The organism is Flavitalea plasmicola, from assembly GCF_030546645.1.
Taxonomy (GTDB): Bacteria; Bacteroidota; Bacteroidia; order Chitinophagales; family Chitinophagaceae; genus Puia.
Map to the genome: position 1 here is coordinate 40,217 of NZ_JAUOTO010000009.1, position 24,884 is coordinate 65,100.

Annotated in this window: 26 protein-coding genes; 8 read left to right on the plus strand and 18 right to left on the minus strand. The window is 51.6% G+C overall.

The window, feature by feature from the left end; translation table 11 throughout:
• Positions 1–66: 66 nt before the first annotated feature.
• Complete coding sequence (locus Q4E93_RS29765) at positions 67–741, plus strand: flavin reductase family protein (protein WP_303591581.1); 675 nt, start codon at positions 67–69, stop codon at positions 739–741.
• Here the strand turns inward: Q4E93_RS29765 and Q4E93_RS29770 are convergent.
• Positions 738–1,436, minus strand: coding sequence for a 2OG-Fe(II) oxygenase (locus Q4E93_RS29770; RefSeq protein WP_303591582.1), 699 nt, complete (start codon positions 1,434–1,436; stop codon positions 738–740). The two genes, Q4E93_RS29765 and Q4E93_RS29770, sit on opposite strands and share 4 nt — an antisense overlap.
• Before the next feature lie 93 nt (positions 1,437–1,529).
• Here Q4E93_RS29770 and Q4E93_RS29775 point away from each other — a divergent pair, with 93 nt between their 5' ends.
• Positions 1,530–3,911, plus strand: coding sequence for an ABC transporter permease (locus tag Q4E93_RS29775; protein WP_303591583.1), 2,382 nt, complete (start codon positions 1,530–1,532; stop codon positions 3,909–3,911).
• A gap of 2 nt (positions 3,912–3,913) precedes the next feature.
• Here the strand turns inward: Q4E93_RS29775 and Q4E93_RS29780 are convergent, their stop codons facing one another.
• The gene (locus Q4E93_RS29780) at positions 3,914–5,107 is read right to left on the minus strand and encodes a tetratricopeptide repeat protein (RefSeq protein ID WP_303591584.1); all 1,194 of its coding nucleotides are present in this window, start codon (positions 5,105–5,107) and stop codon (positions 3,914–3,916) included.
• Between the two features lie 71 nt (positions 5,108–5,178).
• On the opposite strand from Q4E93_RS29780, the gene Q4E93_RS29785 reads away from it, so the two are divergent.
• A complete protein-coding gene (locus Q4E93_RS29785) occupies positions 5,179–6,396 on the plus strand; it encodes an alpha/beta hydrolase (protein ID WP_303591585.1) in 1,218 nt (405 codons plus the stop codon).
• On the opposite strand, the gene Q4E93_RS29790 is transcribed toward Q4E93_RS29785, so the two are convergent.
• The 9 genes from Q4E93_RS29790 to Q4E93_RS29830 form a co-directional block, all read right to left on the minus strand.
• Complete coding sequence (locus tag Q4E93_RS29790; protein WP_303591586.1) at positions 6,397–7,110, minus strand: pirin family protein; 714 nt, start codon at positions 7,108–7,110, stop codon at positions 6,397–6,399.
• Positions 7,107–7,742: an alpha/beta hydrolase gene (locus Q4E93_RS29795; RefSeq protein WP_303591587.1), complete on the minus strand. Its 636-nt coding sequence runs from the start codon at positions 7,740–7,742 to the stop codon at positions 7,107–7,109. The genes Q4E93_RS29790 and Q4E93_RS29795 overlap by 4 nt, the downstream gene beginning before the upstream one ends.
• 32 nt (positions 7,743–7,774) lie before the next feature.
• Entirely contained in the window at positions 7,775–8,710 is a 936-nt protein-coding gene (locus Q4E93_RS29800; RefSeq protein WP_303591588.1) for a ring-cleaving dioxygenase, read from the minus strand.
• Between the two features lie 47 nt (positions 8,711–8,757).
• The gene (locus Q4E93_RS29805) at positions 8,758–9,288 is read right to left on the minus strand and encodes a YceI family protein (protein WP_303591589.1); all 531 of its coding nucleotides are present in this window, start codon (positions 9,286–9,288) and stop codon (positions 8,758–8,760) included.
• Positions 9,289–9,654: 366 nt separating this feature from the next.
• On the minus strand, positions 9,655–10,233 hold the full coding sequence (locus Q4E93_RS29810) for a YdeI/OmpD-associated family protein (protein ID WP_303591590.1): 579 nt from the start codon (positions 10,231–10,233) through the stop codon (positions 9,655–9,657).
• Positions 10,230–10,640, minus strand: coding sequence for a DoxX family protein (locus Q4E93_RS29815; RefSeq protein WP_303591591.1), 411 nt, complete (start codon positions 10,638–10,640; stop codon positions 10,230–10,232). The genes Q4E93_RS29810 and Q4E93_RS29815 overlap by 4 nt, the downstream gene beginning before the upstream one ends.
• 5 nt (positions 10,641–10,645) lie before the next feature.
• Positions 10,646–11,110 carry an SRPBCC domain-containing protein gene (locus Q4E93_RS29820; protein WP_303591592.1) on the minus strand — a complete coding sequence of 155 codons (465 nt, stop codon included), beginning with the start codon at positions 11,108–11,110 and terminating at the stop codon, positions 10,646–10,648.
• A gap of 6 nt (positions 11,111–11,116) precedes the next feature.
• Positions 11,117–11,440 (minus strand): ArsR/SmtB family transcription factor, encoded by a 324-nt coding sequence (locus Q4E93_RS29825; protein ID WP_303591593.1) that lies wholly within the window; start codon positions 11,438–11,440, stop codon positions 11,117–11,119.
• Between the two features lie 80 nt (positions 11,441–11,520).
• A complete protein-coding gene (locus tag Q4E93_RS29830) occupies positions 11,521–12,111 on the minus strand; it encodes a Crp/Fnr family transcriptional regulator (protein WP_303591594.1) in 591 nt (196 codons plus the stop codon).
• An 11-nt stretch (positions 12,112–12,122) separates the two neighbouring features.
• Here Q4E93_RS29830 and Q4E93_RS29835 point away from each other — a divergent pair, with 11 nt between their 5' ends.
• The 3 genes from Q4E93_RS29835 (at position 12,123) to Q4E93_RS29845 (ending at position 15,141) form a co-directional block, all read left to right on the plus strand.
• Positions 12,123–13,157: an AI-2E family transporter gene (locus tag Q4E93_RS29835; protein ID WP_303591595.1), complete on the plus strand. Its 1,035-nt coding sequence runs from the start codon at positions 12,123–12,125 to the stop codon at positions 13,155–13,157.
• A gap of 91 nt (positions 13,158–13,248) precedes the next feature.
• On the plus strand, positions 13,249–13,740 hold the full coding sequence (locus Q4E93_RS29840) for a RidA family protein (RefSeq protein WP_303591596.1): 492 nt from the start codon (positions 13,249–13,251) through the stop codon (positions 13,738–13,740).
• A gap of 135 nt (positions 13,741–13,875) precedes the next feature.
• Positions 13,876–15,141 (plus strand): amidohydrolase/deacetylase family metallohydrolase, encoded by a 1,266-nt coding sequence (locus Q4E93_RS29845; protein ID WP_303591597.1) that lies wholly within the window; start codon positions 13,876–13,878, stop codon positions 15,139–15,141.
• A 22-nt stretch (positions 15,142–15,163) separates the two neighbouring features.
• On the opposite strand, the gene Q4E93_RS29850 is transcribed toward Q4E93_RS29845, so the two are convergent.
• The gene (locus tag Q4E93_RS29850) at positions 15,164–17,725 is read right to left on the minus strand and encodes a T9SS type B sorting domain-containing protein (RefSeq protein ID WP_303591598.1); all 2,562 of its coding nucleotides are present in this window, start codon (positions 17,723–17,725) and stop codon (positions 15,164–15,166) included.
• A gap of 24 nt (positions 17,726–17,749) precedes the next feature.
• Positions 17,750–20,170 (minus strand): ABC transporter permease, encoded by a 2,421-nt coding sequence (locus Q4E93_RS29855; RefSeq protein ID WP_303591599.1) that lies wholly within the window; start codon positions 20,168–20,170, stop codon positions 17,750–17,752.
• A gap of 182 nt (positions 20,171–20,352) precedes the next feature.
• On the opposite strand from Q4E93_RS29855, the gene Q4E93_RS29860 reads away from it, so the two are divergent.
• Complete coding sequence (locus tag Q4E93_RS29860) at positions 20,353–20,991, plus strand: 3-keto-disaccharide hydrolase (protein ID WP_303591600.1); 639 nt, start codon at positions 20,353–20,355, stop codon at positions 20,989–20,991.
• Positions 20,992–21,081: 90 nt separating this feature from the next.
• A complete protein-coding gene (locus Q4E93_RS29865) occupies positions 21,082–21,951 on the plus strand; it encodes a hypothetical protein (protein ID WP_303591601.1) in 870 nt (289 codons plus the stop codon).
• 30 nt (positions 21,952–21,981) lie between these two features.
• On the opposite strand, the gene Q4E93_RS29870 is transcribed toward Q4E93_RS29865, so the two are convergent.
• The 5 genes from Q4E93_RS29870 to Q4E93_RS29890 form a co-directional block, all read right to left on the minus strand.
• Positions 21,982–22,899, minus strand: coding sequence for a c-type cytochrome (locus Q4E93_RS29870; RefSeq protein WP_303591602.1), 918 nt, complete (start codon positions 22,897–22,899; stop codon positions 21,982–21,984).
• A gap of 81 nt (positions 22,900–22,980) precedes the next feature.
• Positions 22,981–23,649 carry a hemerythrin domain-containing protein gene (locus Q4E93_RS29875; RefSeq protein WP_303591603.1) on the minus strand — a complete coding sequence of 223 codons (669 nt, stop codon included), beginning with the start codon at positions 23,647–23,649 and terminating at the stop codon, positions 22,981–22,983.
• A gap of 19 nt (positions 23,650–23,668) precedes the next feature.
• Positions 23,669–23,848 (minus strand): hypothetical protein, encoded by a 180-nt coding sequence (locus Q4E93_RS29880; protein ID WP_303591604.1) that lies wholly within the window; start codon positions 23,846–23,848, stop codon positions 23,669–23,671.
• A 173-nt stretch (positions 23,849–24,021) separates the two neighbouring features.
• The gene (locus Q4E93_RS29885; RefSeq protein WP_303591605.1) at positions 24,022–24,438 is read right to left on the minus strand and encodes a DoxX family protein; all 417 of its coding nucleotides are present in this window, start codon (positions 24,436–24,438) and stop codon (positions 24,022–24,024) included.
• Between the two features lie 34 nt (positions 24,439–24,472).
• A complete protein-coding gene (locus tag Q4E93_RS29890) occupies positions 24,473–24,880 on the minus strand; it encodes a VOC family protein (protein WP_303591606.1) in 408 nt (135 codons plus the stop codon).
• Positions 24,881–24,884: the final 4 nt, after the last annotated feature.

Sequence of the window (24,884 nt, forward strand, 5' to 3'; positions counted from 1 at the left end):
GTTCGCAAGTTCCGGGTTTTAAGGCCGGGTCCCGCAGGGTAATTTTACGGTATAAAAATTACTTATATGCACAAGATCGCCGAACCTTCCATCTTATACTTTGGCACCCCCGTGGTGCTGATCAGCACCGTGAATGAGAATGGCTCCTACAACGTAGCGCCTATTTCCTCCATATTCTGGCTGGGGTGGCGTTGTATCATCGGAATATCTGCGTTTTCCAAGACGACGGAAAATCTTTTACGCAATCGCGAAGGGGTATTGAACCTTCCTTCCGTGCACCAGGCCGGACAGGTGAATGCATTGGCATTGACGACCGGGTCTGATCCCGTGCCTGCGGGAAAATTACAGAAGGGTTATCGTCATGTGTCTGACAAGTTTGCATTGGCTCATTTGACGCCCGGTGCGTCGGAGACGGTGTCTGCGCCGCGCGTGATGGAATGCCCTGTGCAGATGGAAGTGGTGGTGGAGGATGTGCATTCGCTGGCGGCAAAGGATGAAGCGTTGAAAGGAAAGATACTTACGCTGGAGCTGCGGGTGCAAAGGGTGCACCTGGAGGAGTCTATTATCATGGAGGGGCATCCTGACCGTGTGGATCCGGATAAATGGCGGCCATTGATGATGTCCTTCCAGGAGTTCTATGGATTGGGGGAGAAGATCCATAGCTCGAGGCTGGCGACTATACCCGAGCGACTGTACCAAACGGTGGATATTTTGCGGTCGAAGGAGAAAATGGCAGGTTAAGTGGCATCGTGGAAGATGATGCCCAAAGTATGGCGGGCGCCCTGGTGGACGGGGCTTACGCCGTGCTTCATGTTTACCCGATAATGACCTCTCGAGCCTTTTACGGGGCGGAAATTCGTTGTAAAAATAAGCATGTCGCCCCGGCGTGGAGTGAGCACGATGGCTTTTGACTGGGCGCGGGGAGTCTGTTGGACAAGAACGAACTCGCCGCCTGTATAATCCTTCCCGGGTTCGTCGAGAAAGATCACCAGTTGCATCGGGAAGAAGATCTCGCCATACAGGTCCTGGTGGAGGGTGTTATGACCGCCTTCCCCATATTGCAGGATCAGCACGGTGGGCTTGTCCTGGTGGTGGGCCCGGCATTGCTCCAATAGGGAAGGGAGGTCTGCGGGGAAGGTTTTGGGGTCATTCAAGGCTTTCATCCAGTCATTGGCAATGGGTACCAGCCTTGGGTAAATGGCTTCCCGGATGGACTGGATCAGGGGAGGCAGGGGATAGGAGAAATATTTATACTCGCCTTTTCCGAAGCGATATCTTTCCATGGTGATGGTCTTGCGATAGAAGGCTGGATTGTTGTAGGCGTCTGTCAGGTCATGGCATTCCTTTTCGTCAAGGAATGCGGGGATCAGGGCATAGCCATGTTCATGCAGGCTGCCGGTGGCGGCATCCCAGTCGAGATTGTCAATGTTTTGCATAGTGCAAAGATATTACAGGAGGTGAGGGAGGGAAACCCGGTTCTTGCGGATTGTGGAAAAGGGAAGGGCCCGCATCATAAGGAAAACCAAGGTATGGTGCAGCATTTCTTCAAGATGGCATTACGCGTTTTGTCGCGGAACAAGATATTTGCCTTCATCAATATACTGGGGCTTGCCATGGGTATTGCTGCCTGTATCGTCATTTACCAAGTATGCAGCTATGAGCTGAGCTTTGACAGGGATCACCCGGCCGGGGACCGGATCTACAGGCTGGGCGGAAGGGTAGAGGAGGACCGGGGACAAGGGACGCTTGACGTAGCTTATACCGAGGATACCCCTCCTCCCGTTGCCCATGCTTTGCAGGAAGAGATCTCCGGGATCGAGGCTGTTGCCAGCTACTACCGTTACCCTGCCCGGGGACATGACGGAACGATCATTACAGCGCCGGGGTATTTTTCTATTTTCAAGTATGATTGGCTGGCTGGTAATCCTGTCACTGCATTGGAGGATCCATTTTCTGTGGTGTTGTCTGAGCGGAAGGCCCGGAAATATTTTGGAGGGCTTGCTTTTAATGATATCCTGGGAAAAGAACTGATCTATGATGACTCCATCCGGGTGCGTGTGACGGGAGTGGTGAAGGACTGGCAAGAAAATACCGACATTCCTTATACTGAATTTATCTCTATCAGCACTATCGGGCGCAGCGGGTTGAAGAACAGCTACCAACCAGATAACTGGCATTTTGCAAGGGGGAATCCCTGGGCGAGGGCTTTTGTCAAGCTGGCAAAGGACAGGGTGCGGGCGGGGGTGGAAGAGCAACTGCCTGGCTTTGCGGCGCGGCACCTGCGAACCGACTCCATGCTAAGGCTGGTGAAATTTGGTCTTGTGCTTCAGCCTTTATCGGATATGCACTTCAATGCGGCCTATGATCACGATGGTATCAGGAAGGCGGATCTGCCTATGCTATATGTGTTGATCGGTGTCGCCATGTTCATTCTGTTGATGGCTGTGGTCAACTTTGTCAACCTTTCGACGGCGCAGTCGATACAGCGAGCGAAGGAAACAGGTGTGCGCAAAGTATTGGGGGGCAGCCGGAGCGGCCTGGTGAGACAGTTCCTGGTGGAGACGTTCCTGCTGACCTTTCTGGCGACAGCTGTTGCCATATCGATGGTGTTTCCTTTATTGTCTTTGTTCAGGGATTACATTCCGGCGGGCGTTACGTTTTCCCTTTTCAGCGTTGATACGCTGGTGTTCGTTGGTTCCATGATGGTGGTGACCACCTTGCTGGCCGGCGTTTATCCGGCCAGGATACTATCTTCTTATCTGCCAGTAAAAAGCCTGAAAGGAGCGGTGGATGAGAAAGGAAGCTACCGCGGGATACTAACCTGTTTTCAGTTCGTGCTTTCTCTTGTTTTTATCATCGGGGTCCTCGGGGTAAGGAACCAGATCGAATATATGCTGGATACGAGCCCGGGTTTTACAAAAGATGCGGTGATCACAATGAATGCATGGAATGGTTCCGAAGAGGTGAAGCTGTTCCGGCAGCGGGTGAAGCAATTGCCGGGCGTGGAGGATTGTATATTACAGGGGCATGCTCCGATGGGGGCGGCCATCATCGAGGTTCCGATGAAAATAGAAGGCCAGACGGGAGGAGACATGCTTGTGTCGTTGCTGGCCGGAGGAAGAGACCTGGTCCCTTTTTACCGTTTGAAGCTGTTGGCGGGTAGGAATATGCTTGAAAGCGACAGCCTTCATGAGCTTGTGATCAATGAAACATACAGGAGGGCGTTGGGTTTTTCCAGTGATGCGGCAGTGATAGGACGCATGATCCGGATCCAGGGGAAGGTTTACCCTATAGTAGGTGTAGTGGCAGACTTTCATACGGGGTCTTTTCATGAGGCTATCCGGTCGCTGGCGATCGGGCATGTGCCCGAGCTTGAAAATAGTGTGGGGATCAGATTAGGGGCAGGAGGCGGCAGGGATGCGCTTGCGCGGATCGGGCAGGTATGGAAGCAGCTATTTCCCAGGGAGGCGTTTTCATTTACCTGGCTGGATGAATCCATTGCCCAATTATATGCAAAGGACCGGCAGACACAGCGGCTCATCACGGTGGCGATGGTCGTTGCTGTTATGATAGCTTGTATGGGTGTGCTGGGGCTGGTGCTTTTTACGACCGAACGACGGACAAAGGAGATCAGCATCCGGAAGGTGTTAGGGGCGGGCTTTTCCGATGTAGCCTGGATGTTGAGCAGGCACCTGTTTGTCCTGCTGGGAATTGCGTTGCTGATCGCTTCCCCATTGGCGTGGCTTGGATTGCGCCGGTGGCTACGGGGGTTTGCTTACAGGACGGGGGTCAGCTGGACGTTGTTTGCCGGCGCAGGCCTGGCGGCATTGTTCATCGTAGCATGCACCGTCGGTTTGCAGGTGATAAAGGCGGCAACGCGCAACCCCAGCCGGGGGCTGCGGACCGAATAGTTCTATTTGCGCCTGGCCCAGTGCGAACGGACGTAGTTATAGGCTTTTTTCTCTTCGGCGGAAGTAGGGTGTGCGGTTTTGAGATAAAGGGCGAAATATTTCCGGGCCAAGCCCGGGTTCTTTAATGCGGTCTCGCTGATGCGTCCGCAATTATAGAGCATGAGCGGCTCTTTGAAAAGAAAGTAGGCTGTGTCATAATGGGCGACGGCCGCTTTATAATCCTTCAGTTCCTCAAAGTTGCTGCCCAGGTCATTATAATACCATTCCGCTGTGTGGGAGATGGCTTTGTTGAGACAGATGGCCAGCAGGTCGTTGCTTTTCTTATATTCTTTCATTTTTGAATAGGCCCTGGCTTCGTAATAATAAATGGATTCAATGTCAAATCCATTGTATTGCATGTATTCACAGGTGGAGACGCATTCGGGATATTTTCCCAGGTTGTAATAGGAGAGGGCCAGCCAGGTGAGGGCATTGAGGATGGGGACGTTGAGCTGCCTGATCTTTTCTCCCGGAGCGATGGCGGCGGCAAAGTCCTGTGCCAGGTAGGCAGAGTGGATACGCGATCTCAGCAAAGAAAGGTTCATGGAATCACGGGCCAGGCCGGCATCCAGAACGCTGTCGGCCTGGTGGTATAACTTCTTTTCGATGAGGGCATCTCCCAGCGCCACTGCGTTCTTACTGTCGGTGGGCGCCAGCTCATAGGCATGGCGGTGATAGATGATGGCGGAATCGATCTCATTGGAACGACGGAACAGGTCGCCCATGGTACGCCACCACGCAGCTTTGTTGGGTTGAAGCCTGATAAGGCGGAGGGCATACACCATTGCTATGACGTGGGCATCGTCTTTGTTCAGATTGACAAGGTAGGACAGGGCGGAGATATTATTGCTGTCCAGCTGTAAGATGCGGAGATTGCAGACCTCGGAAGCTTGTTTGTCCTCGTTCATATAATTGGCGTAGGCCAGCCAGGACAGGGTGTTGATATTGGACGAGTCGGCGGCAAAAGCAGGCTGGAGATAATCGATGGCTTCCGCGAACTGCTGGTTCTGGAAATAGTCCATCACAACGTTCTTGTCCGGGGACCAGGATCTTATGGCACTATTGGTAACGGGCGGTTTGCCCGTGTCACGGATGGGCTGGGATTGTGCTGCATAGATGGTAAGAATAATAAATAAGAAGAGAAAAGATGTTCTCATGGACTAATGGTTTAAATGGATGAGATCCGGGTGTGGTTAAATTCCATATAAAAATCCGGTATTTTTGTTTTATGCGTAAATATTTCGTTTTTCTGTGGGTGGTGTTTTTGACTATGCGCACCACAGGGCAGGAGAGGGTTGCGTCTTATGACGGGACGCTGCAAGCTTTCAGCAAGTGGTATGCCGGCGATGCGGCGGACAGTATTTATGGGATTTTCAGTACCCAGATGAAGGGGGCGGTGACGGCTGAAAAATGGCGGGAGCTGTTGGTGCAGATCAAGGCGGCAGTGGGCGACCTGGACGCATTTAAATTGGACGAAAGCCGCGCGAACTATAAGCGGTATGGGGCCGCGGGGTCGAAGCATACTTTGGTGCTGGTGCTGGTGATCGATAGCAGCTACCATGTTGCGGGGCTGTTCAACCGACCGAATAATTATGTCAAGCCTGTTTATCACACCAATTACAAGGTCGCGGTGCCCGGGGGCGAGCTACATGGAGAGTTGTTGATGCCGGCACGGGATGTGGAAGGTAAAATTCCTGTTGTTCTGGTGATCGCCGGGTCGGGTCCCACGGACAGGGACGGGAATAATCCTTTGGGCGTAAAGGCCGCGCCTTACAGGATGCTGGCAGAGGCATTGCAGCAGCGCGGGATCGCCAGCTACCGTTTTGATAAAAGATATACGGGGGAAAGCATAAATTTCACGGGCAGGATGGACAGCCTGCGATTTGAGGATTATGTAAATGATGCGGTGGCGTGTATACGAAAATTAAAGGCTGATGCCGCTTTTTCCAGGGTGATCGTGATCGGGCATAGCGAAGGGGCGTTGATCGGGGCTATTGCCGTGCGTGAGGGGCAGGCAGACGGATTTGTTTCGCTGGCAGGCGTGGGGGAACCCGCGGAGGCCGTATTAAGAAGGCAACTGGCGCGGCAAGGGCGTTCAGCTGCGGGAGTTGAAAAGGCGTTGGACAGCCTGAAGGCCGGCGTTGAAGGCTATATAGCTTCGTGGAACCGGTATGATCCGGCCCGTGAGATCGGCAAACTAAAGATGCCTGTCATCATTATCCAGGGATTGACGGATCTGCAGGTGGGCCGGGAAGACGCAGAGAAATTGAAGGCAGCTGCGCCCAAGGCCGGGCTCGTACTGATAGACAGCATGAACCATGTGTTGAAAGATGCGCCCATGGACCGGGATAAGAACATTGCTGCCTATGGGAACGATCAATCAGGATTGGACAAGGAACTGGTCGAGCGTATTGTCGGCTTTGTCAAAAGTGTGGCAAAGAAGTGATCATTTCTGGTTTACGGGCGTTTCTATGATAAGGAAATGACTGTTATCATCGGTATGGATGGCGATCTCGCCTGTGGCCCAAATGCCCATGGCATTCCTTTCCTTTATCGTGGCGCCATTGACGCTGATGCTGCCTTCCATCACGAAAATGAAGAGACATTTGTTGGTGGGGTTGAAAGTGTAGGTCAGGTCTTTTCCCTTGTCGAAATAACCCAGCGATAATTTTGCGTTCTGGTTGATCCAGCAATGTTCCTGTCCTTCCTCTCCGGAGACGATGGTCTTCAGCTGATTTTTTCTGTTAGCTTTCGGGAAGCTGCGGGTTTGATAGCGTGGATTGATGTTCTGCAGCTTGGGCTGGATCCAGATCTGCAGGAAATTCACTTCTTCCTCTCCAATATTATACTCTTCGTGCCGGAGACCGGCACCCGCGCTCATGATCTGTACGCCACCTTCTTCCACTGTGGTGCTGTAACCCATGGTGTCCTTATGGTTCATCTTCCCTTGCAGCATGATGGAGATGATCTCCATGTTCTGATGGGGGTGGATGCCGAATCCTTTTCCTTGCTGAAGGAAGTCGTCGTTGAAGGCTTGCAGGGTGCCGAAGGCGCTTTTGGACGGATCTGCATAGTCGCTGAAGCTGAAGGCGAAATTGCTTTTCAGCCAGCCGATGTCCTTGGTCCCTCTTTCGGAAGCAGGGAAGAGCAGGGTCTTCATATAATTTGTGTTACGGGGTTAAAGATGAGGTTGTTGGCCTGGTCGATCTCGTCCTGGCTGATGGTGTGCCCCATCAGGGGGTATACTTTTTCCGTCGCGGAGGCGTTCATCTCCTTCAAAATATTCGTGGTGGCATACACCCTTTGGACCGGTACGTGCGGATCCGGGTCGCTGGTGCCGATGAAGACAGGGGTACCGCCGAAGTCCCCTTTATAATTTTCGCGGTTGATCTTTTCCCCGATGAGACCGCCGGTGAAGGCTACGATCCCTCCATAGCGGGCCGCATTGCGCGCGACAAATTCCAGTGTCAGGCAGGCGCCCTGGGAGAACCCCAGGAAATAAATATTCTCATTGGTGATGCCTGCTTCGTGGATGTCGGCCACCAGCCCTTTCAATATATTAAGGGCTGAGGAGAGATAGGGCTCATTCTGTACCGACGGCGCCATGAAGGAATAAGGGTACCATGAATTGCCTGTGGCCTGGGGCGCCAGGAGGGCAAAATCTCCTACTGCCAGCTCATCGGCCAGAAAGAGAATATCGTTTGCCTGCCCTCCCCGTCCATGGACCAGGATGAGGGCTTTGCCGGCTTCTTCCAATCGCCTGCCTGCGGTGATGATGTTCTTCGTGTGCATAAAGATAAATTTTGTGGGTCAAGGGATTGGGATCAATCGAGGCTGGGTAGTACGGCCTCGATGCGGGCACGGTCGGATTCATATTGCCGGGGCAGCTTCAGGTGCGTTCCCAGCTCATTTTGCGGCTCGTCCCGGGTGAAGCCGGGATTGTCGGTGGCCAGCTCGAACAATACGCCGCCGGGCTCCCTGAAATACAATGAGAAGAAATAGTCGCGGTCGATCTTGGGCGTGATGTGCAAGCCTTTTTTAGCGATCTTCTCCCTGAACTCCATCAGGATCTCATCATTCTTTACCCGGAAGGCCACGTGATGGTTGGTCCCGGCAGCATTGTAACCGTGGGGGGCAGAAGGCGCTTCGATCAGATCCACGATAGCCGCATTCTCAATGGCGTCCGTGATATACCGGTAGCGAGGACCTTCCTGTTCCAGCAGTTTGTAGCCGAATATATCCGTCAGGATGGTAGCCGTGGGTTTTATGCTGCGCAGGGTGAGGGTAACGCTGTGGAAGCCTTTGATGGCATTTTCCGTGGTTGTTTCGGCCGTGGTCCAGGAAGGCCTGTCATCGGGGGTGCTGCTTACGATGAGATCGATGTTCAGTCCATCCGGGTCCTGAAAGGGAAGGTACTGTTCGCCGAAGCGTTGGCCTATCTCCCCTTGTTTGGTCCCTGCCTGGTTGAAACGATCTTTCCAGAATTCCAGGCTGTCTTTCGGTACGGAATATCCTATGCCTGTGGCCATGCCCGACCCTGTACGACCGGGGCCCATGCTTTCCCAGGGAAAGAAGGTGAGGATGGTGCCTGGGGTACCCGCTTCGTTGCCGAAATAAAAATGATAAGTGCCCGGATCATCGAAATTCACCGTTTTTTTGACCAGGCGCTGCCCGAGGACTTTGGTGTAGAATTGCTGATTGCGCCGGGCATTACCGGCGATGGCCGTGATATGATGCAGGCCGAGTATTCTGTCTGTCATAATTTTTTTATTTGTCCTGCCTGCCGCAAGGCAGGCAGGTGGTATCATTAAGCTTTAATTAACTGGACTTCAGCGTTCACTTTGATCTCGTCACCCACTACTACGCTACCGGCTTCGGTGACGGCGCTCCAGGTGAGGCCAAATTCTTTGCGGCTGATCTTACCGCTGACGGTGAAACCGGCTTTGGTTTGACCATAGGGATCTTTTACGATGCCGCCGAACTCCACGTTCAGGGTGATGGGTTTGGTCACCCCTTTTATGGTGAGGTTGCCATGTAATTTGGCTTCGTCGCCTTTTGATTCATATTTGGTGCCTTTGAATTCCAGCTGCGCATGCTTTGCGGCATGGAAAAAGTCTTCGGATTTGAGGTGGGCGTCCCGTTGATCACTGTTGGTGTCGATGGAATCGATGTCGGCGGTGAACAGGATGTCGGAGGCGGTGTTGAAGTCGTCGCCTTCGGTGAATACCTCCAGGTTGAATTTATTAAAGTGCCCGGTGACGGTGCTGATCATCAGGTGTTTTACTTTGAATGTTACTTCTGAGTGCGTGGGGTCTATTGACCATTTAGATTTTGACATGTTTTTTGTTTTTTTGATGTGGTAAAGGTACGCTCTTGGGGATGGGGGGACCATTGATGTATGGTAATAAATGGGTGTGATGTAGATCAATGGATTTTGGTTTGTTTAGGTGTTTTTAGGGTTTTTTGCTGTGTCGGCAGCTATATGGCCTTCCGTCGCTGTACTTTCCTCTCTCCGATGTATTTCAGTACAACATTGAACCAGGACTATTGCCGGGCATTGGCACACACTTCTCCTGCCGGAAAGATAAGGCTCCTACAGGCATATAGCTGCCTTGATGAGCAATTATGAAATGCAGGTTTTGGCGGGTGTTTTGAAGTGTTTGAAGTTCGGGGGATGGGAATTGATGGGAGGGGGATGGGTATTTTAGTCGTTTAGTCCTTTTCCGCTGAGGATCTGTTTCAGGGATTTTTCAATCCTTGACTCCCGGGTTTTGGATTGTTTGGGGGCGGAAAAATGAAGAAGGTATGCTCTTTGGCGTCCTGGCGTCAATGCTTCAAAAGCAGTTTTTAAGGCACGATTCTTATCTAATTTCTTTTGAAATTCTTCAGGGATGGGGAATTCCGCCGTCCTTTTCAACTTCACTTGCAAACCGGCTTTTTCCACTTCGATGGCTTCATAAATATAGGCTTTCAGGGTGGCCTCCAGCTTCACTATTTCCCGGAGATTGGTGAACCGGATCTGGCGCGCGGCCTGTACATTCTCCGTTTGCTGGATGAGGATGCCTTTGGCATCATTTAACAGGGCGCCTTTGAAAAACAAAAGCGCGCAATATTCCTTAAATACATGGATCAGGACGATGTTACTTTTCCCTAACGTGTAGCAAGGAACACCCCACTTCAATTCTTCGGTCAGGCCGCAGTCAAGAACGATGGTTCTCAATTGTTCCAGTTCTTTCTGCCACGTTTTGGCTTTATCAAAGTAAAAATCAACTTTAGGATTCATTTGTTAAAGTTAGCTGAAATAATCTTTCTGTCCGCGGGCCTGAAGAACCACGATACCAACGTCAGGGTTAGCAATAACAGGGAGGGGAATATGTCGTTTATGGGATTGCCCAATGCGATATGTGTGAATATCGCTCCCGACATGACGAAGAAAAAGCCGGCATAAGCCCATTCCTTTAATAAAGGAAATTTAGGAACAAGCACTGCCACCACTCCCAGGATTTTCCAGATACCCAGTAAGGTGAGAAAATAAACAGGATAGCCCAAAAGTTTGATGCCATCCGCCCCGGGTGGTGATACGGATCCGTGGGAGGACAATTTGAATAACTGTACCAATCCGGTGGCTGTCATTCCTAATGAGAGCCAGAGGGTAGCGATCCAATAGATAATTTTATTTCTCTTTGTCATAAGGGTTATTTTAGTTTGCTTAGGAGGTCCTGAATTCTGTTGTGTGCCATATTTATGCCTTTAGCAAAAGGTAACTGCAGCACCTGGTCTCTTTGTGCTACTGATCTATATATTACATGCATGGTGAGCTTGCTGGTGTCTTCAGTGAGTTGTTCAAATTCCAGGAATTCCAGCTGGACGGAGAAAGGCGTATTCTCCATTTCAAATGTCCGGGTGATCTTCTGGTTCGGAGTGAAGTCGTGGATTACCCCGTGGAACCCATATTTGTTTCCCTTGGGATCGGTGGTTTCAAACTGATACCCGCCGTGTTTCTTATTTTCCAGTTTCAACACCTTTGTTCCCATCCATTGCTCAACAATGTCGGGTTCTACATACGCTCTGAAAAGTAATTCCACAGGCAGATCGAATTCCCTTGTGATCACTAACTCCTGTTTACCGTCTTCGGCAGCGATCCTGGTTTTTTGTTCCATGTTCTTCTATTTTTTCGTTTTGTATTTTTTCATGATGGCTTCCAATTTATTAAACCTATCATCCCACATTTTGCGGAATGGCTCAATAAAGTCTGCTACTTCTTTCATTTTCTTTGCGTTGATGTGATAGTAAATTTCCCTGCCATTCTGGTCCTGTTCAAGCAATTCACACTCGGTGAGTATTTGCAGGTGTTTTGAGACGGTGGGCCGGGCAGTGTCGAAGTTTGCGGCTATTGCACCTGCCGTCATCGATTGCGTAGCCACCAACAGGAGGATAGCCCTTCTTGTCGGGTCTGCTATGGCTTGAAATACGTCTCGTCTGAGGTTCATTATGTAGCTATTTGACTACAAATATATGTGTAGTTATTTAGCTACGCAAATTTTTTTTGCTGTTGGCCCTGATCACTGATTTACGGGAAGGATTTGCCGGAGGCGATGTCGCGGCGGAGGCGGCTGAGGGTTTCGCGGGTGATGCCCAGGTAGGAGGCGATCATGTGCTGGGGGACGCGCTGGACGCTTTCGGGGTAGGTCTTCATGAATTTGAGATATTTCCGCTCGGCTGTTTCGCTGAGGGATTCCATGAGGCGGCGTTGGGTGGCGATGAGATTATTTTGTATAAGGATGCGGAAATAGCGTTCGAAGGCGGGGATCTGTTGCAGGAGGGATTCCCAGGAGGGGCGGGTGATCAGGAGCAGTTCGCTGTCTTCCAGGGCTTCGATGTTGAAGAGGGAGGGCTCTTCCGTGAAAAAGCTGTAGAGGTCGGCTGTCCACCAGCCTTCGAGGGCGAACTGGAGGATATGCTCGTTGCCTTTATCATCGATGGTGTATGACCGTAACAGGCCCTTTGTAACAAAGATGTTATATTTACATACGTCTCCTTCCTGCAGAATGTACTGTTTTTTACGTAACTTCTTCGGGGAGAAAAGGGTTTTACACAGATTGAACTCTTCCTCTGTCAGAGTGATCTTTTCATTGATCTTTTGGTAGAGTAAGTCAAACATGGGTCAAATATATGGCAGATACTTATAACAACAAGATACGTCAGCTGTTGCTGTTGGTGGGCGTGATGGGGCTTGCGGTGGTGCTTTTGCTGGAGCTGTATGACTTTTTTCCCGGTTTCCTGGGCGCAGTGACATTATATATCCTTAGCCGGGACCTTTATTTTTATTTAACAGAGAAGCGGCACTGGAAGAAGGGGCTGGCGGCGGCGACCTTCCTGGTGGGATTTTTGGTTTGTATCGGGCTGCCCATATTTTTTACGGTGCGGATGCTGTCAGGGAAGGTCAATGCGCTTTTTACCAACACCCATGAGGTAACGAAGGTGCTGCAATCCTTCTCGAATCAGGTGCAGCAGTGGACAGGGCAGGAGATCCTTTCGCAGCAGAATATCCAGGGCATGCAAAAGATGGCGACCAATTTCATTCCCATCCTGCTGAACAGTACGGCTGTAATGCTGGGGAACCTGATCATGATCCTGTTCCTTGCCTTTTTTATGCTGACGAGCGGGCGGGAGATGGAGAAGGCGCTGGGCAATTTCATTCCTTTGAAAGAAGGAAATATCGACCTGCTGGCGGCGGAGACCAAGAATATGGTGCGGGCCAATGCGATCGGGATCCCGCTGATATCCATTATACAGGGGTTATTCGCTGCGCTGGGGTACTGGATCTTCAAGGTGGGAGATCCTGTGCTGTGGGGTTTCCTCACCGGTGTATTCGCTTTTTTCCCTATCGTGGGCACCATGGTGGTCTGGGTGCCGCTGGTCGTATCGCTGTTTGCTGGGGGTCATACGGGGCAGGCCATCGGACTGGGACTTTACAGCCTGGTGGTCACCGGGAATGTAGACTACCTGGCGCGGATCTCATTGCTGAAACGGATAGGGGATATCCATCCGGTCATCACCGTGCTGGGGGTCATCGTGGGATTGAAGCTGTTTGGCTTTTGGGGCTTTATCTTCGGGCCGCTGCTGATCAGCTACTTCTTACTTCTCTTAAAGATATATAATGCGGAGTTCCGGCATAATGCCGAGGCCGGGAAAAAGCCAACTTAAGTTGCAATTTATTTGCATTTTATGGTCGTTTATTCGAAATTAGAGCTATATTTATTGCAAATTAATTGCAAAACCTTTAAAAGAGTCAAACATGGAAAAGCAAAGAAGAACTGCTTTAAAAAGACTGTTAGGGACGATTGGCGGGTTGGTGGGAGCGACTGTCGTAAGCAAGGCTGAGCGCGTAAAAACGGCGACGGGCAGTGTCCGGCATGAGGCGGGTACCGCAGGTATGCCCGAGGCGGAATATCAGCAGGACGTGCCCTTGTTCTCCGGAAATACCAAATACAATGGTTTGGTGTTTATTGCCGGAAAGGGTGCACACGTTGAACCTTTCGAGATCAAGGCGCATACGGAGATCGTGTTGAAGGAGCTGGAAAAAGAGCTGATCGCGGCCGGGTCTTCCATGCAAAAGGTATTGAAGGTGACAGTTTTTCTGAATGACATTGCGGATTACCAGGGGATGAACGAAGTATATAAAGGAAGATTTGGAAGCAAGCCGCCTGTGCGTACGACGGTAGCTGTTGCAAAAGGCGGGGTCCCGGGGAATTCCCTCGTGGAGATGGATTGCATCGCTTATGTATAGGTCGGGTTTAAATTAATTGCTAATGGAAAGAAGGCAAAGGTCAGTATATGGGGTTGGCGTTACATCTACACTACACATGAGTTCGGATATAAACAAAGTGAAGCCAAACGGGGAGGACCTGCAGGAGGTACGGTCATGATCAGATTGTACCTGCTGCTGCCTCTCTTTTTTTTGTGCCTGGGAGGAATGGCACAAACTTATTCTATCGTCATTAAAGGGGGGCATGTCATCGATCCGAAGAATCATATCGATGCCGTCATGGATGTGGCTATCAGTGAGGGGAAGATCGCGCGGGTGGATAAGTCCATCGATGCAGGGCAGGCGGCCCAGGTGGTGGATGCCCGCGGATTGTATGTAATGCCTGGGCTTATTGACATTCATGCGCACGTTTTTTTCGGGTTTGAAAATGCTTATAGCAATGGGCATGAGGGGATCGTTCCGGACGGATTTACGTTCCGGACCGGGGTCACCACGGTGGTGGATGCGGGCAGCGTGGGCTGGCGCAATTTTCCGTTGTTCCAGAAACAGGTGATCGAGCGCAGCCAGACGCGGGTGCTGGCATGGGTAAATATCGTAGGTGGCGGAATGCGGGGTGAAAACTTCGAGCAGGATACGGCGGATATGGATGGTCAGATGGCGGCCGAGGTCGCCCGGAAATACCCCGAGCAGATCGTAGGTTTTAAGGTCGCTCACTATTCAGGCCCCTCGTGGAAGCCTGTCGACGAGGCCGTAAAGGGGGGTGTGCTCGCCCATGTTCCCGTGATGATCGATTTCGGGAGCAGTAAACCTCCTCTCTCCATCGAGGAGCTCTACATGCGGCGTTTGCGGCCGGGGGATGTTTTTACGCATTGTTTCGGGCAATTATGGGACAGGGAATTCATTGTGGATACGCTGACGCGGCGGGTGAAGCCTTTTGTTTGGGAAGCGCGGAAGCGGGGCATCGTCTTCGATGTGGGGTATGGGGAGATCAGCTTTGCTTTCTCCCAGGCGATACCTGCCTGTCGTGAGGGGTTCTTTCCTTCGTCGATCAGCACGGATATGCATGCGAGGAGTATAAATGCGTCTATGAAGGACCTGCTGAATGTGAGTGATCAGTTCCTAGCGATGGGTATGCCACTGGATAGTGTAGTGCGTGCGACGACCTGGAATCCGGCGCGTGAGATCAGGCATGAAGAGCTGGGGCATCTTTCAGTGGGTGCGGTGGCGGATGTTGCATTGCTGAATGTACGGAAGGGATCCTTCGGATTTTTCGATTATACGGGGCGCCGGGTGGAGGGGACAGAGAGACTGGAATGTGCGATGACCATTAAAGGAGGAAGGATCGTTTATGACCTCAACGGGATCGCCAAGCCGCCGGTGTTACCCAGGCCTGCGCGGAAGCAGGCGCCGGCGTTGCATTGATCGACAGATGTTACGAGCGCATTCAACGCACGAGGGTGAGATTGCCTTTTGCTTTCTGCTGGCGTTGGGTGCGTCCTGAGAAGCGATAGATCGCATACCATACGAAGCTGTTGCTGGACTGCAAGACCCCTTTGAAAACGCCATTCCAGCCCCGGGTGGCATCTTTTGTTTCGAACACTTTTTCTCCCCAGCGATTAAAAACGGCCATGTAAAATTCTGCCAGTGTCCCATATACTTTTGGGCGGAATACATCATTGTTCCCATCTCCATTGGGTGTGAAGGCGCCCGGGAAATAGATATCCCGGCGGCAATCTGCAGCAGTAACGATGGTATTTTCGCGGCCTTTACAGCCAAAGCGGTCGGTGACTTCGAGCCAGTAGGGGCCGGGGGCTGTGATGGTGGTAGTATCCGTCACGGCATTGGTGGACCAGAGATACGATGACCATATGCCTTCGGGATGCAGCACCAGGAAGTCATCTGTACAGATGGTGGCGGTGGGGGACAGGAATCCAGCGGGTAATTCGTGGATGGCGAGAATATATGCCGTGTCTGAAGCGGCGCAATTATGGCTGTCATGCACCCGGATCCAGTATTTTCCGGCCTGATCTGTGGTAAAACTGCTGTTGGTCGAGCCATCCTGCCACAGGTAGTCGTTGAAAGTACCGTTGGCTTCAAATGTGTAAGTGTCGTTGCGGCAGAGCGCCGTGTCCGGCCCCAGGTTCACCCTGGGATCATAAACAGCCAGCTCTATGGTATCGCGGGAAAGACAGGATGGGTTATATGCGGCTGCCGCCCAGTATTCTCCCGGTGTGTTGACGGTGATCTTTTGTGATGCCGCCCCTGTGCTCCAGTCATAGGACAGGAAGCCGGGACCTGCGTCCAGGGTCAGGGTGGCCGACACGCAAATGCCTGTATCATTACCTAATTTGACGGGTATGCTGTCGAAGGCCCAGATCTTTTTATCAGCAGTGATGATGGCGCAGGTGGTGGTGATCTCGCCATGCAGGGTGACGGAGCCGGGTGCGTTGAACTGTACCGTTACGGTACTGTCATTGAGTTTTGTAGCGGTGGCAATAGCCGGGTTGTCCACGGACCAAACTATCTGGCTTGTACAGCCGGGGTCCCTTACGCCCAGGTAGTTGACAGCCGCATGCCAGTCGCATAGGGTGTCTTTACCTGTTATATTCAGGGTCTTGCAATGTTCTACGCCATCGCAGGGATAGGTGGTGTGATCGAGATAAGGAGCGAAGGAGACAAGGGGTGTGGAGGTGGTGATGCCCCCATCACTAATATTGGTCCAATAGCCGGGTCCGGCATCGGAGATAGTAATAGGTATAGGTCGGTTGGTGGCTGTGGGATGGGTGACCTGGCACTGGCCGGTGTTGTCGCCGAGCAGGCCATTGGGATTGGTCTTGATAAATAAGATATCGGTAGCCCCATTTGGCTGCAGGCATTGTCCGACGGCCAGCATGTTGCCGTTGGCGTCTTGCAGGGACATGTGCATTTGCTGGCTCGTATAGGTGACGAAGTTATCCGTCCAGTCCACGGAGCCAGCACTGCCGATCTTCACGAACCGGGGGGACGTGTTGGTATTGAGCTCGGAAATGGCGCTGAGATATCCGCCGTCGGCCGTGGGACAGATGCCTCTGCTGACGGGCCAGTTGGACAGGAAACCCGTGATCTCATAGCTCTGGTCATAGATGATGTTGCCACTGGTGTCGGTGGTAAAGATCATGGGAACCACGTTGCCTGATACCCAGGTATCCGTGTTGTACATGTCCAGGATGTATTGGTTGTTCTTTAAGCGGATGGCCTCCAGCCGATTGCTTCTGTTCTCGCTTTCGATGTTCTTTGTCCAGACAATGCTGCCATCGCCGGCGCGGAGCTTTACCAGGTAGCCATCGTTGTAAGTGCTGAGGCCGCCTCTGGCGACCACACCCGTGCCTGTGATCATATCACCCTGTACTACCAGGCCATAAGCTTGTGACGCTCCGCCATCCTGCAGCATCTTTATCCATATCGGGTTGCCACTGGCGTCAATTTTCATGTAAACGGATTGCACCAGTGTGGGTTCGCTGTTGTAATCGGCTGCGATGGCGAAAGTACCGTCATCCATCTCTGCGATGGCATGTCCATTTTCGCCATAGGTCGTAGCCGCTCCATAGGATCTGGACCAAAGCAGGTTGCCATTCGGATCGATCTTGGCGACAAAGATATCCGAGGTATGGGAGTTGAAATTGCTCCATCCGATGGCGAGATAGTTCCCATCTTTTGTAAGGATAACATTGTTGAAGCCGTCGTTGCCCTGGCTGCCATAGGTCTTTGCCCAGCGTGTAACGCCATTCGTATCAGTGACGATGAGCAGGGCGTCCGTGCCGCCTGCGGTGTTCTGGGTCGTGCTGCCGGCCAGGACGTAGCCATTGCCCCCAATACATTCCTTCAGGTCATTGGCTGTTTGTTGACCGTTGTCGCCTATAACGGCCTGAAAGCCGCCTTTGGTGCAGGAGCCGGGTTGGGCAAAAACGTTACCTGTGGTAAGGAGCAGGTATAAAGACAGCAGGAGGGGGAAGGTCTTCGGGTTCATTGAGCGCTTAAAGATACTATTTTCTTATTCCGCCCGCAAGCTATTCACGGGGTTGGTCAGGGCCGTTTTGATGGCCTGTGAACTGATGGTCACCAGTGCGACCAGGAGAGCCAGGATGGCGGCGGCCGGGAAGATCCACCAGCTGATGGGGCTGCGGTAGGCGAAGTCCTGGAGCCAACGGTTCATTACCCACCAGGTGAAAGGGGCTGCAATGAGGAAGGACACGCCAACCAGCTTCAGGAATTCTTTGGACAGCAGGGTGACCAGACCCGATATGTCGGCTCCCAGCACTTTTCGGATGCCGATCTCTTTGGTACGCTGCGCGGCTGTAAAGGTAGCCAGGCCAAACAGGCCGAGGCAGGCGATGAAGATAGTGAGCCCTGCGAAGATGCCCAGGATCAGGCCAATGTTCCTGTCGGATTTATAGGTGTTGTCAAAACGCTGGTCCAGGAAGGAGTAGGAAAATGCCGATTCCGTCGTCATCTCGGACCAGCGGCGGCGCAGGGTTGTCAGCAGGCCTGCGATATCTTTTGTCCTCGTCTTTATAATTAAGTTATTCCAGTCTTCTCCCCGGGTCATCACGAGCGGTGTAATTTGTTCGTGCAGCGATCTGAAGTGAAAATTCTTCACCACGCCGATGACATGGTAGGTAGTTTTGGCTCCATCGTTCTCTGAATGGGTGATCGTATGTCCCAGAACGCTGCCTTTCCAGCCGAAGGCGCTGACGGCAGACTCGTTGACGATGACAGCATTGGAATCCGAGGCATACTCCTTTGAGAAATTACGTCCATCTGCCATCGACATGCCGAGCGTAGGTATATAGTTATCATCCACGTCATAGCGGATATTCTTGATCATCTGGCTGGAATTTCCATCTGAATACGCAAAGAAGTTATTATCGTACGAAGGTCCTGCGGGCAGAAAGCCTGAAGCGGAGACGCTTATTACACGCGGGTCCCGCAGCAATTGCTGACGGAACGCCTCTGTATTATTTCGCAGCCACCAGGCCTCATGCACGATGAGCACCTGGTCCTTGCTATAGCCAAGGTCTTTATGACGGATGTAGGACAGCTGTCTGTACACGACCATTGCACCTACCATGAGACTGATGGAGATGAAGAACTGGAATACGACCAGTCCGCTGCGCAGGCCGGCAGTCTTTTTGCCTGTGGTCAGCTTGCCTTTCAGTACGGTGATAGGGTTGAAAGAGGAGAGGAAAAAAGCGGGGTAGCTGCCGGCCAGCAGGCCGGTGATCAGTCCAAAGAGGATCAGCCCGGGAAGGATCCAGGGGTTTGACGTAAGATGGAGGCCCAGGTGCTGCCCTGTCAGGTCGTTGAAAAAGGGCAGGGCCATGCTCACGAGCGCCAGGGCTATCGCCAGCGCCACGACCGTCAGCAGGAGGGATTCCACCAGAAATTGGCGTACCAGCTGTCCTTTCACGGAGCCCATTACCTTACGGACACCCACTTCCTTTGCTCTTTTGGAGGCGCTGGCCGTGGAGAGGTTCATAAAATTGATACAGGCTATCAGCAGCATGAAGAGGGCGACGGCGCTGTAGATATAGACATAGCGAATGTCCCCGTGCGGCTCCATGTCTCCCGTGAAATCCGAGTGCAGGTGGATATCCGTGAGCGGCTGGAGATAGAGACCGATGGAATTGCCATTCTTCTTAAATTGTTGTATCGTAAGGTGCATGGCTTTTTCCATTTGAGGGCCGACATATTTGTCGAACTCTGCCGGCAACTTCGCTTCCAGCTTTTTATAGTCGTAATGTTCGGGCAGGACGAGATAGGTGTAATAGTTGGAAGTGATCCAGGAAGGGTCTTTCGCTTCGGGAAAGGAGGACATGGAGATCAGGAGCCCGAAATGAAAATGAGAGTTCGCGGGGATCTCATCAAAGAGGCCGGTGACGGTGGCTGCGGCCTTGTTGTCCTTGAACTGCAGCACTTTTCCGATGGGGTCTTCATCGCCGAAATATCTTTTCGCCACGGCTTTTGAGATCACGAGGGTATTGGGGTTTGCCAGGGCTGTGTTTGGATCGCCTTTGATCAGGGGAACCGTGAAAACACGAAAGAAGTTGGAGTCAACGAAGGCAATTTCGTCCTCTTTGAATGTTTTGTCTTTGTAGGTGATGCGAGGAGTGCCATAAGCGCGAATGCGGGTAGCTTCTTCTATTTCCGGAAAATCTTTTTTAAAGGCGGCGGCTACGGGGGGCATGACATGGGATTCTTTGAGCTCGCCCACCTGCATTTTGCCTTTAAGGACAACACGGACGATGCGATCGGCCTTTTTATTATAGCGGTCATAGCTTAGCTGATGCTGAACATAAAGTACTATGAGCAAACAGGAGGCGATGCCGAGGGCCAGGCCTGCGATATTGATGGCTGTGAAGGCTTTGTTCCTACGGAGGCTCCTCAGGGCTATTTTGAAGTAGTTCTTGAACATGAGATCGTATTAGGTACTTTGGTATGCCACTAAGAAAATGCCAGAGTGTAATTTGTTGATAATGATATAGTTGATTCGACTATGGCGTTTTTTTATGTTTGTTTTCGATACAGTTGCTGTGCGGTATTGTCGCATTTTGCTAAAAGGATAAAGCCCTATCTTGGCTGATCAAATAAAAAGATATGAAAAAGGGTTTGTTTTTGATCGTTGCTTTGGCTTTAGGGACATTATCGTGTAAAGTGGCTCATCAGCATGCGTCTGGTTGGGTACCTGTATTCGATGGAAAATCGCTGGACGGATGGAAAGTAGGTGAAAATGCATCCACTTTTTCCGTGGAGGACGGGACGATCATCGCACATGGCAATACAGCGCATCTGTTTTATGTCGGGCCTGTGAAGGACCATAACTTTAAGAACTTCGAGTTCAAAGCGGATGTGATGACCGAACCGGGAAGCAATTCGGGCATTTATTTTCATACACAATACCAGGAAAGCGGCTGGCCTGAAAAAGGGTATGAAGTGCAGGTGAACAACTCTCATACGGACTGGCGCAGAACGGGCAGCCTTTATGCCGTTCAGGATGTGAAGGAAGTATACGTAAAAGACAACGAGTGGTACACCGAGTCTTTTTCCGTGCAGGGCAAAAGGGTTATCATCAAGATCAACGATAAAGTAGTCGTCGACTATACCGAGCCTGACAATGTGAACAGGCCCGAGGATATGAAAGGCCGGGTTATCTCCAGCGGCACTTTCGCATTACAAGGTCATGATCCCAACAGCAAGGTGCATTTCAAGAACATTATGGTGAAGTCATTGGATTAACGGACGACCAATGGATTGAAAAATTATTTTATATGGCTGAGCCAACCCCATGGTTTAAGCCGGCGTTTGTATTTGCAAACCAATTTTTCAATGCGCACATTTATCAAATGGGCCGGGCAATACCGGACCCTGACCCTCCTGTCTATTGGGGTAACTTTAGCACTGGCAGCCTGTAAGAAGGACAACAACAATAACGCTACACCGGCTGCCGTGACTGGCGTTCAGCTGTCGACAAACGCACAATTCGGTGAGATACTGACCGACAGCGCCGGCAATACGCTGTATTTTTTCACGATCGATGCAGATGGCAACTCGGGCTGTACAGGAGGCTGTCTAACGGCATGGCCTATCTTCCATACCAACAGTACGAAGCTGGGTGAAGGATTGGAATCCAAGGACTTCGCTACTATCGTCCGCAGCGACGGGAAAAGCCAAACGACCTACAAGGGATGGCCATTGTATTATTTTCAGAACGATGCGAAAGCGGGCGATGTGAAAGGCGACAAAGCAGGCAGCGTCTGGTATGTTGCCAAGCCGGACTATACCGTGATGCTGGCCAATAAGCAGCTGGTGGGCAAAGATGGCATTCAATATGACAGCCTCTTTCAGCCAAAGGTGGGCATTACGCAGTACATCACGGATGATCGCGGCAGGACGCTGTATGCATTTAGTCCAGACAAGTTCAAGAAGAATACATTCACGAAAGCCGATCTCAGCAACAATGCCATATGGCCCATGAATGAGGTGACTGGCGTAAACAAGATCCCGTCCCTTCTCGACAAGTCTGCGTTCGATACTGTCATGTTGTTTGGAAAGATCCAGCTGTCCTACAAGGGATGGCCCCTGTATTATTTTGGTTCGGACAGTTTGAAACGCGGCAATACCAAGGGCGTTAGTGTGCCCACTCCGGGTTTCTGGCCTTATGTCAATGCCAGTACAGTAGTGGCACCACAGCCATAGGGTTTCTTTCTTTTTTAAGGTAAAGCCTGCTTACTTTGTTTGGGCAGGCTTTACTGTCTTCAGGTAATTATAAATTGCCGTCAGCTCCTCATCGGTCATCCGGCCATACGAACCCCAGGGCATAGGACTTCCGGGGATCAACCTGCCTTTCCGGAAACGGGCGATGAAATCCTGTCTGGTCCATTTATAGATCCTGCTACTGGGATCGGGAGTGAGGTTGGGAGTTATAAACCCTTCTATGTTGCCACCTCCTGCAAGCGGTTCGCCGATGTAGGCGCCCGTCATGTCCCTTTTGGTATGACAGCCGCTGCATTCCGCCAGATTGAGCACCATATAGCGTCCATAAGCCGCAGTAGTATCGTGTTTCACGGCGGCGGGCGGCGGTTCCGAAGGCCCTACGGGCTTTACCAAAAAAGCTTTTACCACATTGCCCATCAGGTTGGGCGCATGCTCCGGAACTTCGTTGTGAACAGGTCGCTGGGAGCGGAGGTAGGAGATGATGGCCGTCAGGTCTTCATCACTGGTGTTGTGAAATGGCATGAAGTCGTAGACCACCGTCCCGTCGGGATGAACGCCATAGCGCAGGGCGCGGGCTATTTCCCCATCCGTGTATTTGCCAATGCCTGTCTCATTATCCGGGGTGATATTCTTTGAATAGATCTTTCCTAATGGCAGATTGAAACAGTTCCCTCCGATGAGAGAGACTTCCTGTCCGAGGGCGATGAGCGAATCGGCATTTGCCTTTTGATGGCAATCGATGCAATGGGCCGAGCTGTATACGAGATGCTTCCCCCTGGCGATGACTACGCTGTCAGACGAAGCATGAATGTCAGGATAGGGGGCGTCGAAATGCAGGTGCTGGCGGGATGCGACGGTGACGGTGAGACCGGCGATGATCAGCAGCAATACGATGCCAGTCCATTTGGCGATTTTTTTTACTCTTTGCATAATAGGGGCAAGGTAGGCGCGGCGATCCGGCCGGACAATGCGCCCGTGAATGGACTGTCATAATTATAGGATGAAACGGGGTCAGTTCAGCTTACCCGTGGCGTCCATCCGGCTGCGGACCTCGGATTCCAGCTTCAGCGCTTTTGGGATCAGCACCTCTTCCTCGATGAGGGCATGCACGTGCAGGTCCTGTTCGAAGGTCTCCAGCTGAGTGAGCAGGATGCGATAGAGGGATTCATTGGTGGAGGGTGGCTGGTAGAGGCGAATGGCCTCGCGTATGTCTTTCAGCTCGTCTTCCGTATCGTGGTGATCTTTGAGGAATTCTGCGATGGAGTAACGCTGGCCTGCCATGACGTATTCGGAAAAGTGATAAGGGGCCAGGTTGGCATTGTTCAATTTAACGATATAGGGCAGCAGCAGTTTTTCTTCTTCGTTGATGTGGGTGGTGAGGTCCTGGCAATACCTGTGAAAGAACGTCTGCAGGATCATCAGGATGGGGTGATTGGACTCATAATGCCCTGAGAGGAGGAGGATGCTCTGGGCTATTTCGGGCAGCTTCTTCTGTAAATAAAAGGAATGGGTCCGCTGAATGTAGTCCACGATCAGTCCGATGCGATAGGGTTCGAAGTCAGCGGCGCTGAAAGTCTTTTCTTCGAAGGAACGGAGCAGGGCCGTAATAAATTCATTGTCGACCCCAGGATGAAGGGGTTGATGGGCTTGGGGTAATGGGTCGAGCAGGTAGCGTTGCATTACCTGGGAGAATATATAATTATTTTCGGGCACTTGGTTTTTCGGCTTTTTGAGTTTTGAAGGACTCTAAGGTACGAAAAGTTTTGTTTTTAGGGTTTTTAGGGTTTTTGGGTTTTGGGTCTTTTGCTTTGTCGGCAGCTATATGGCCTTCCGCCGCTGTACTTTCGGTACCATTCGGCATTTGTTCCTTGTTGTGCATGAAATGCTATGGGGCATTGGTGGCTGAATGCTCTGACCGAAAGGTAAGGCGGACTTCAGGCATATAGCGCCGACTGGGTTCTCCGCCTGTATTTAATGCCTTTTCTTTTGCGGGGGTGGGGATGTGTTAGGTGTTTGTAGGTTGCCCGGGCGATGGCTCGCCCGGGCATGAGATTATGCGGGTAAGTATTGATTGGGTTCCTGGGGTAGGGCTTGGGGTTTGGATTTGGATTGGGCGAGCTTGTTATAGGAGACGTATGAGATGACCAGCATGGCCAGGAGGACCAGGGGCAGAACGATGTTGGGTGAAAAACCGCCGACGACCCAGGTAGCTACTGTGGCCGAGATAAAATTGATGCCGAAGCCGGCATAGGCCCATTCCTTATAACGGCGAGGCACCATGGGAAGGATGAGGACAATGCCTCCCAATACTTTAAAGACTGTCAGCTCGACCCTGAAATAATCGGGGAATCCCAGACGGCGGATGCCGTCGATCGCCAGCTGCGTATTGGAGGTCAGGGCGGGGATGAGGGAATCAAAGGCAAAGATGATACCTGTGAAAATCCAGTAGATGATCTTGTTGCGTCGCATAATTGGTTGATTTTATGTGTTATTTAATTTTTGACTAATTTCTTGCGTAATGAAAGAGCCAGTTTATACCGTACTTATCGGTGAGCTCGCCATAAGTGGCGCCCCAGAAGCTTTGGTGGAGGGGCATTTTTACCTTACCGCCCATGGCCAGCTTGTCGAAGAAGGTATTGATCTCTTCGTTGCTGCTGCACCGCAGGCAAAGGGAGACGGCATTGCCCTTTTCCAGCTTTTTACCCATCATATCCGACCCCAGGAGCATGAGTCCGTCGCGGGAGAGGATGCTATGCATGATATTGGCATCTTCGCTGGCCGGCAACCGGGCGGCCATAGGGGATTCCGCTACCCGCTGGAGGGTGAGGTCGCCACCCAGGCATTCCTGGTAAAATGTCATGGCTTCCCGGCACTGGCCATTGAAATTCAAGTAGGCGTGGATCTGTGTCATATCC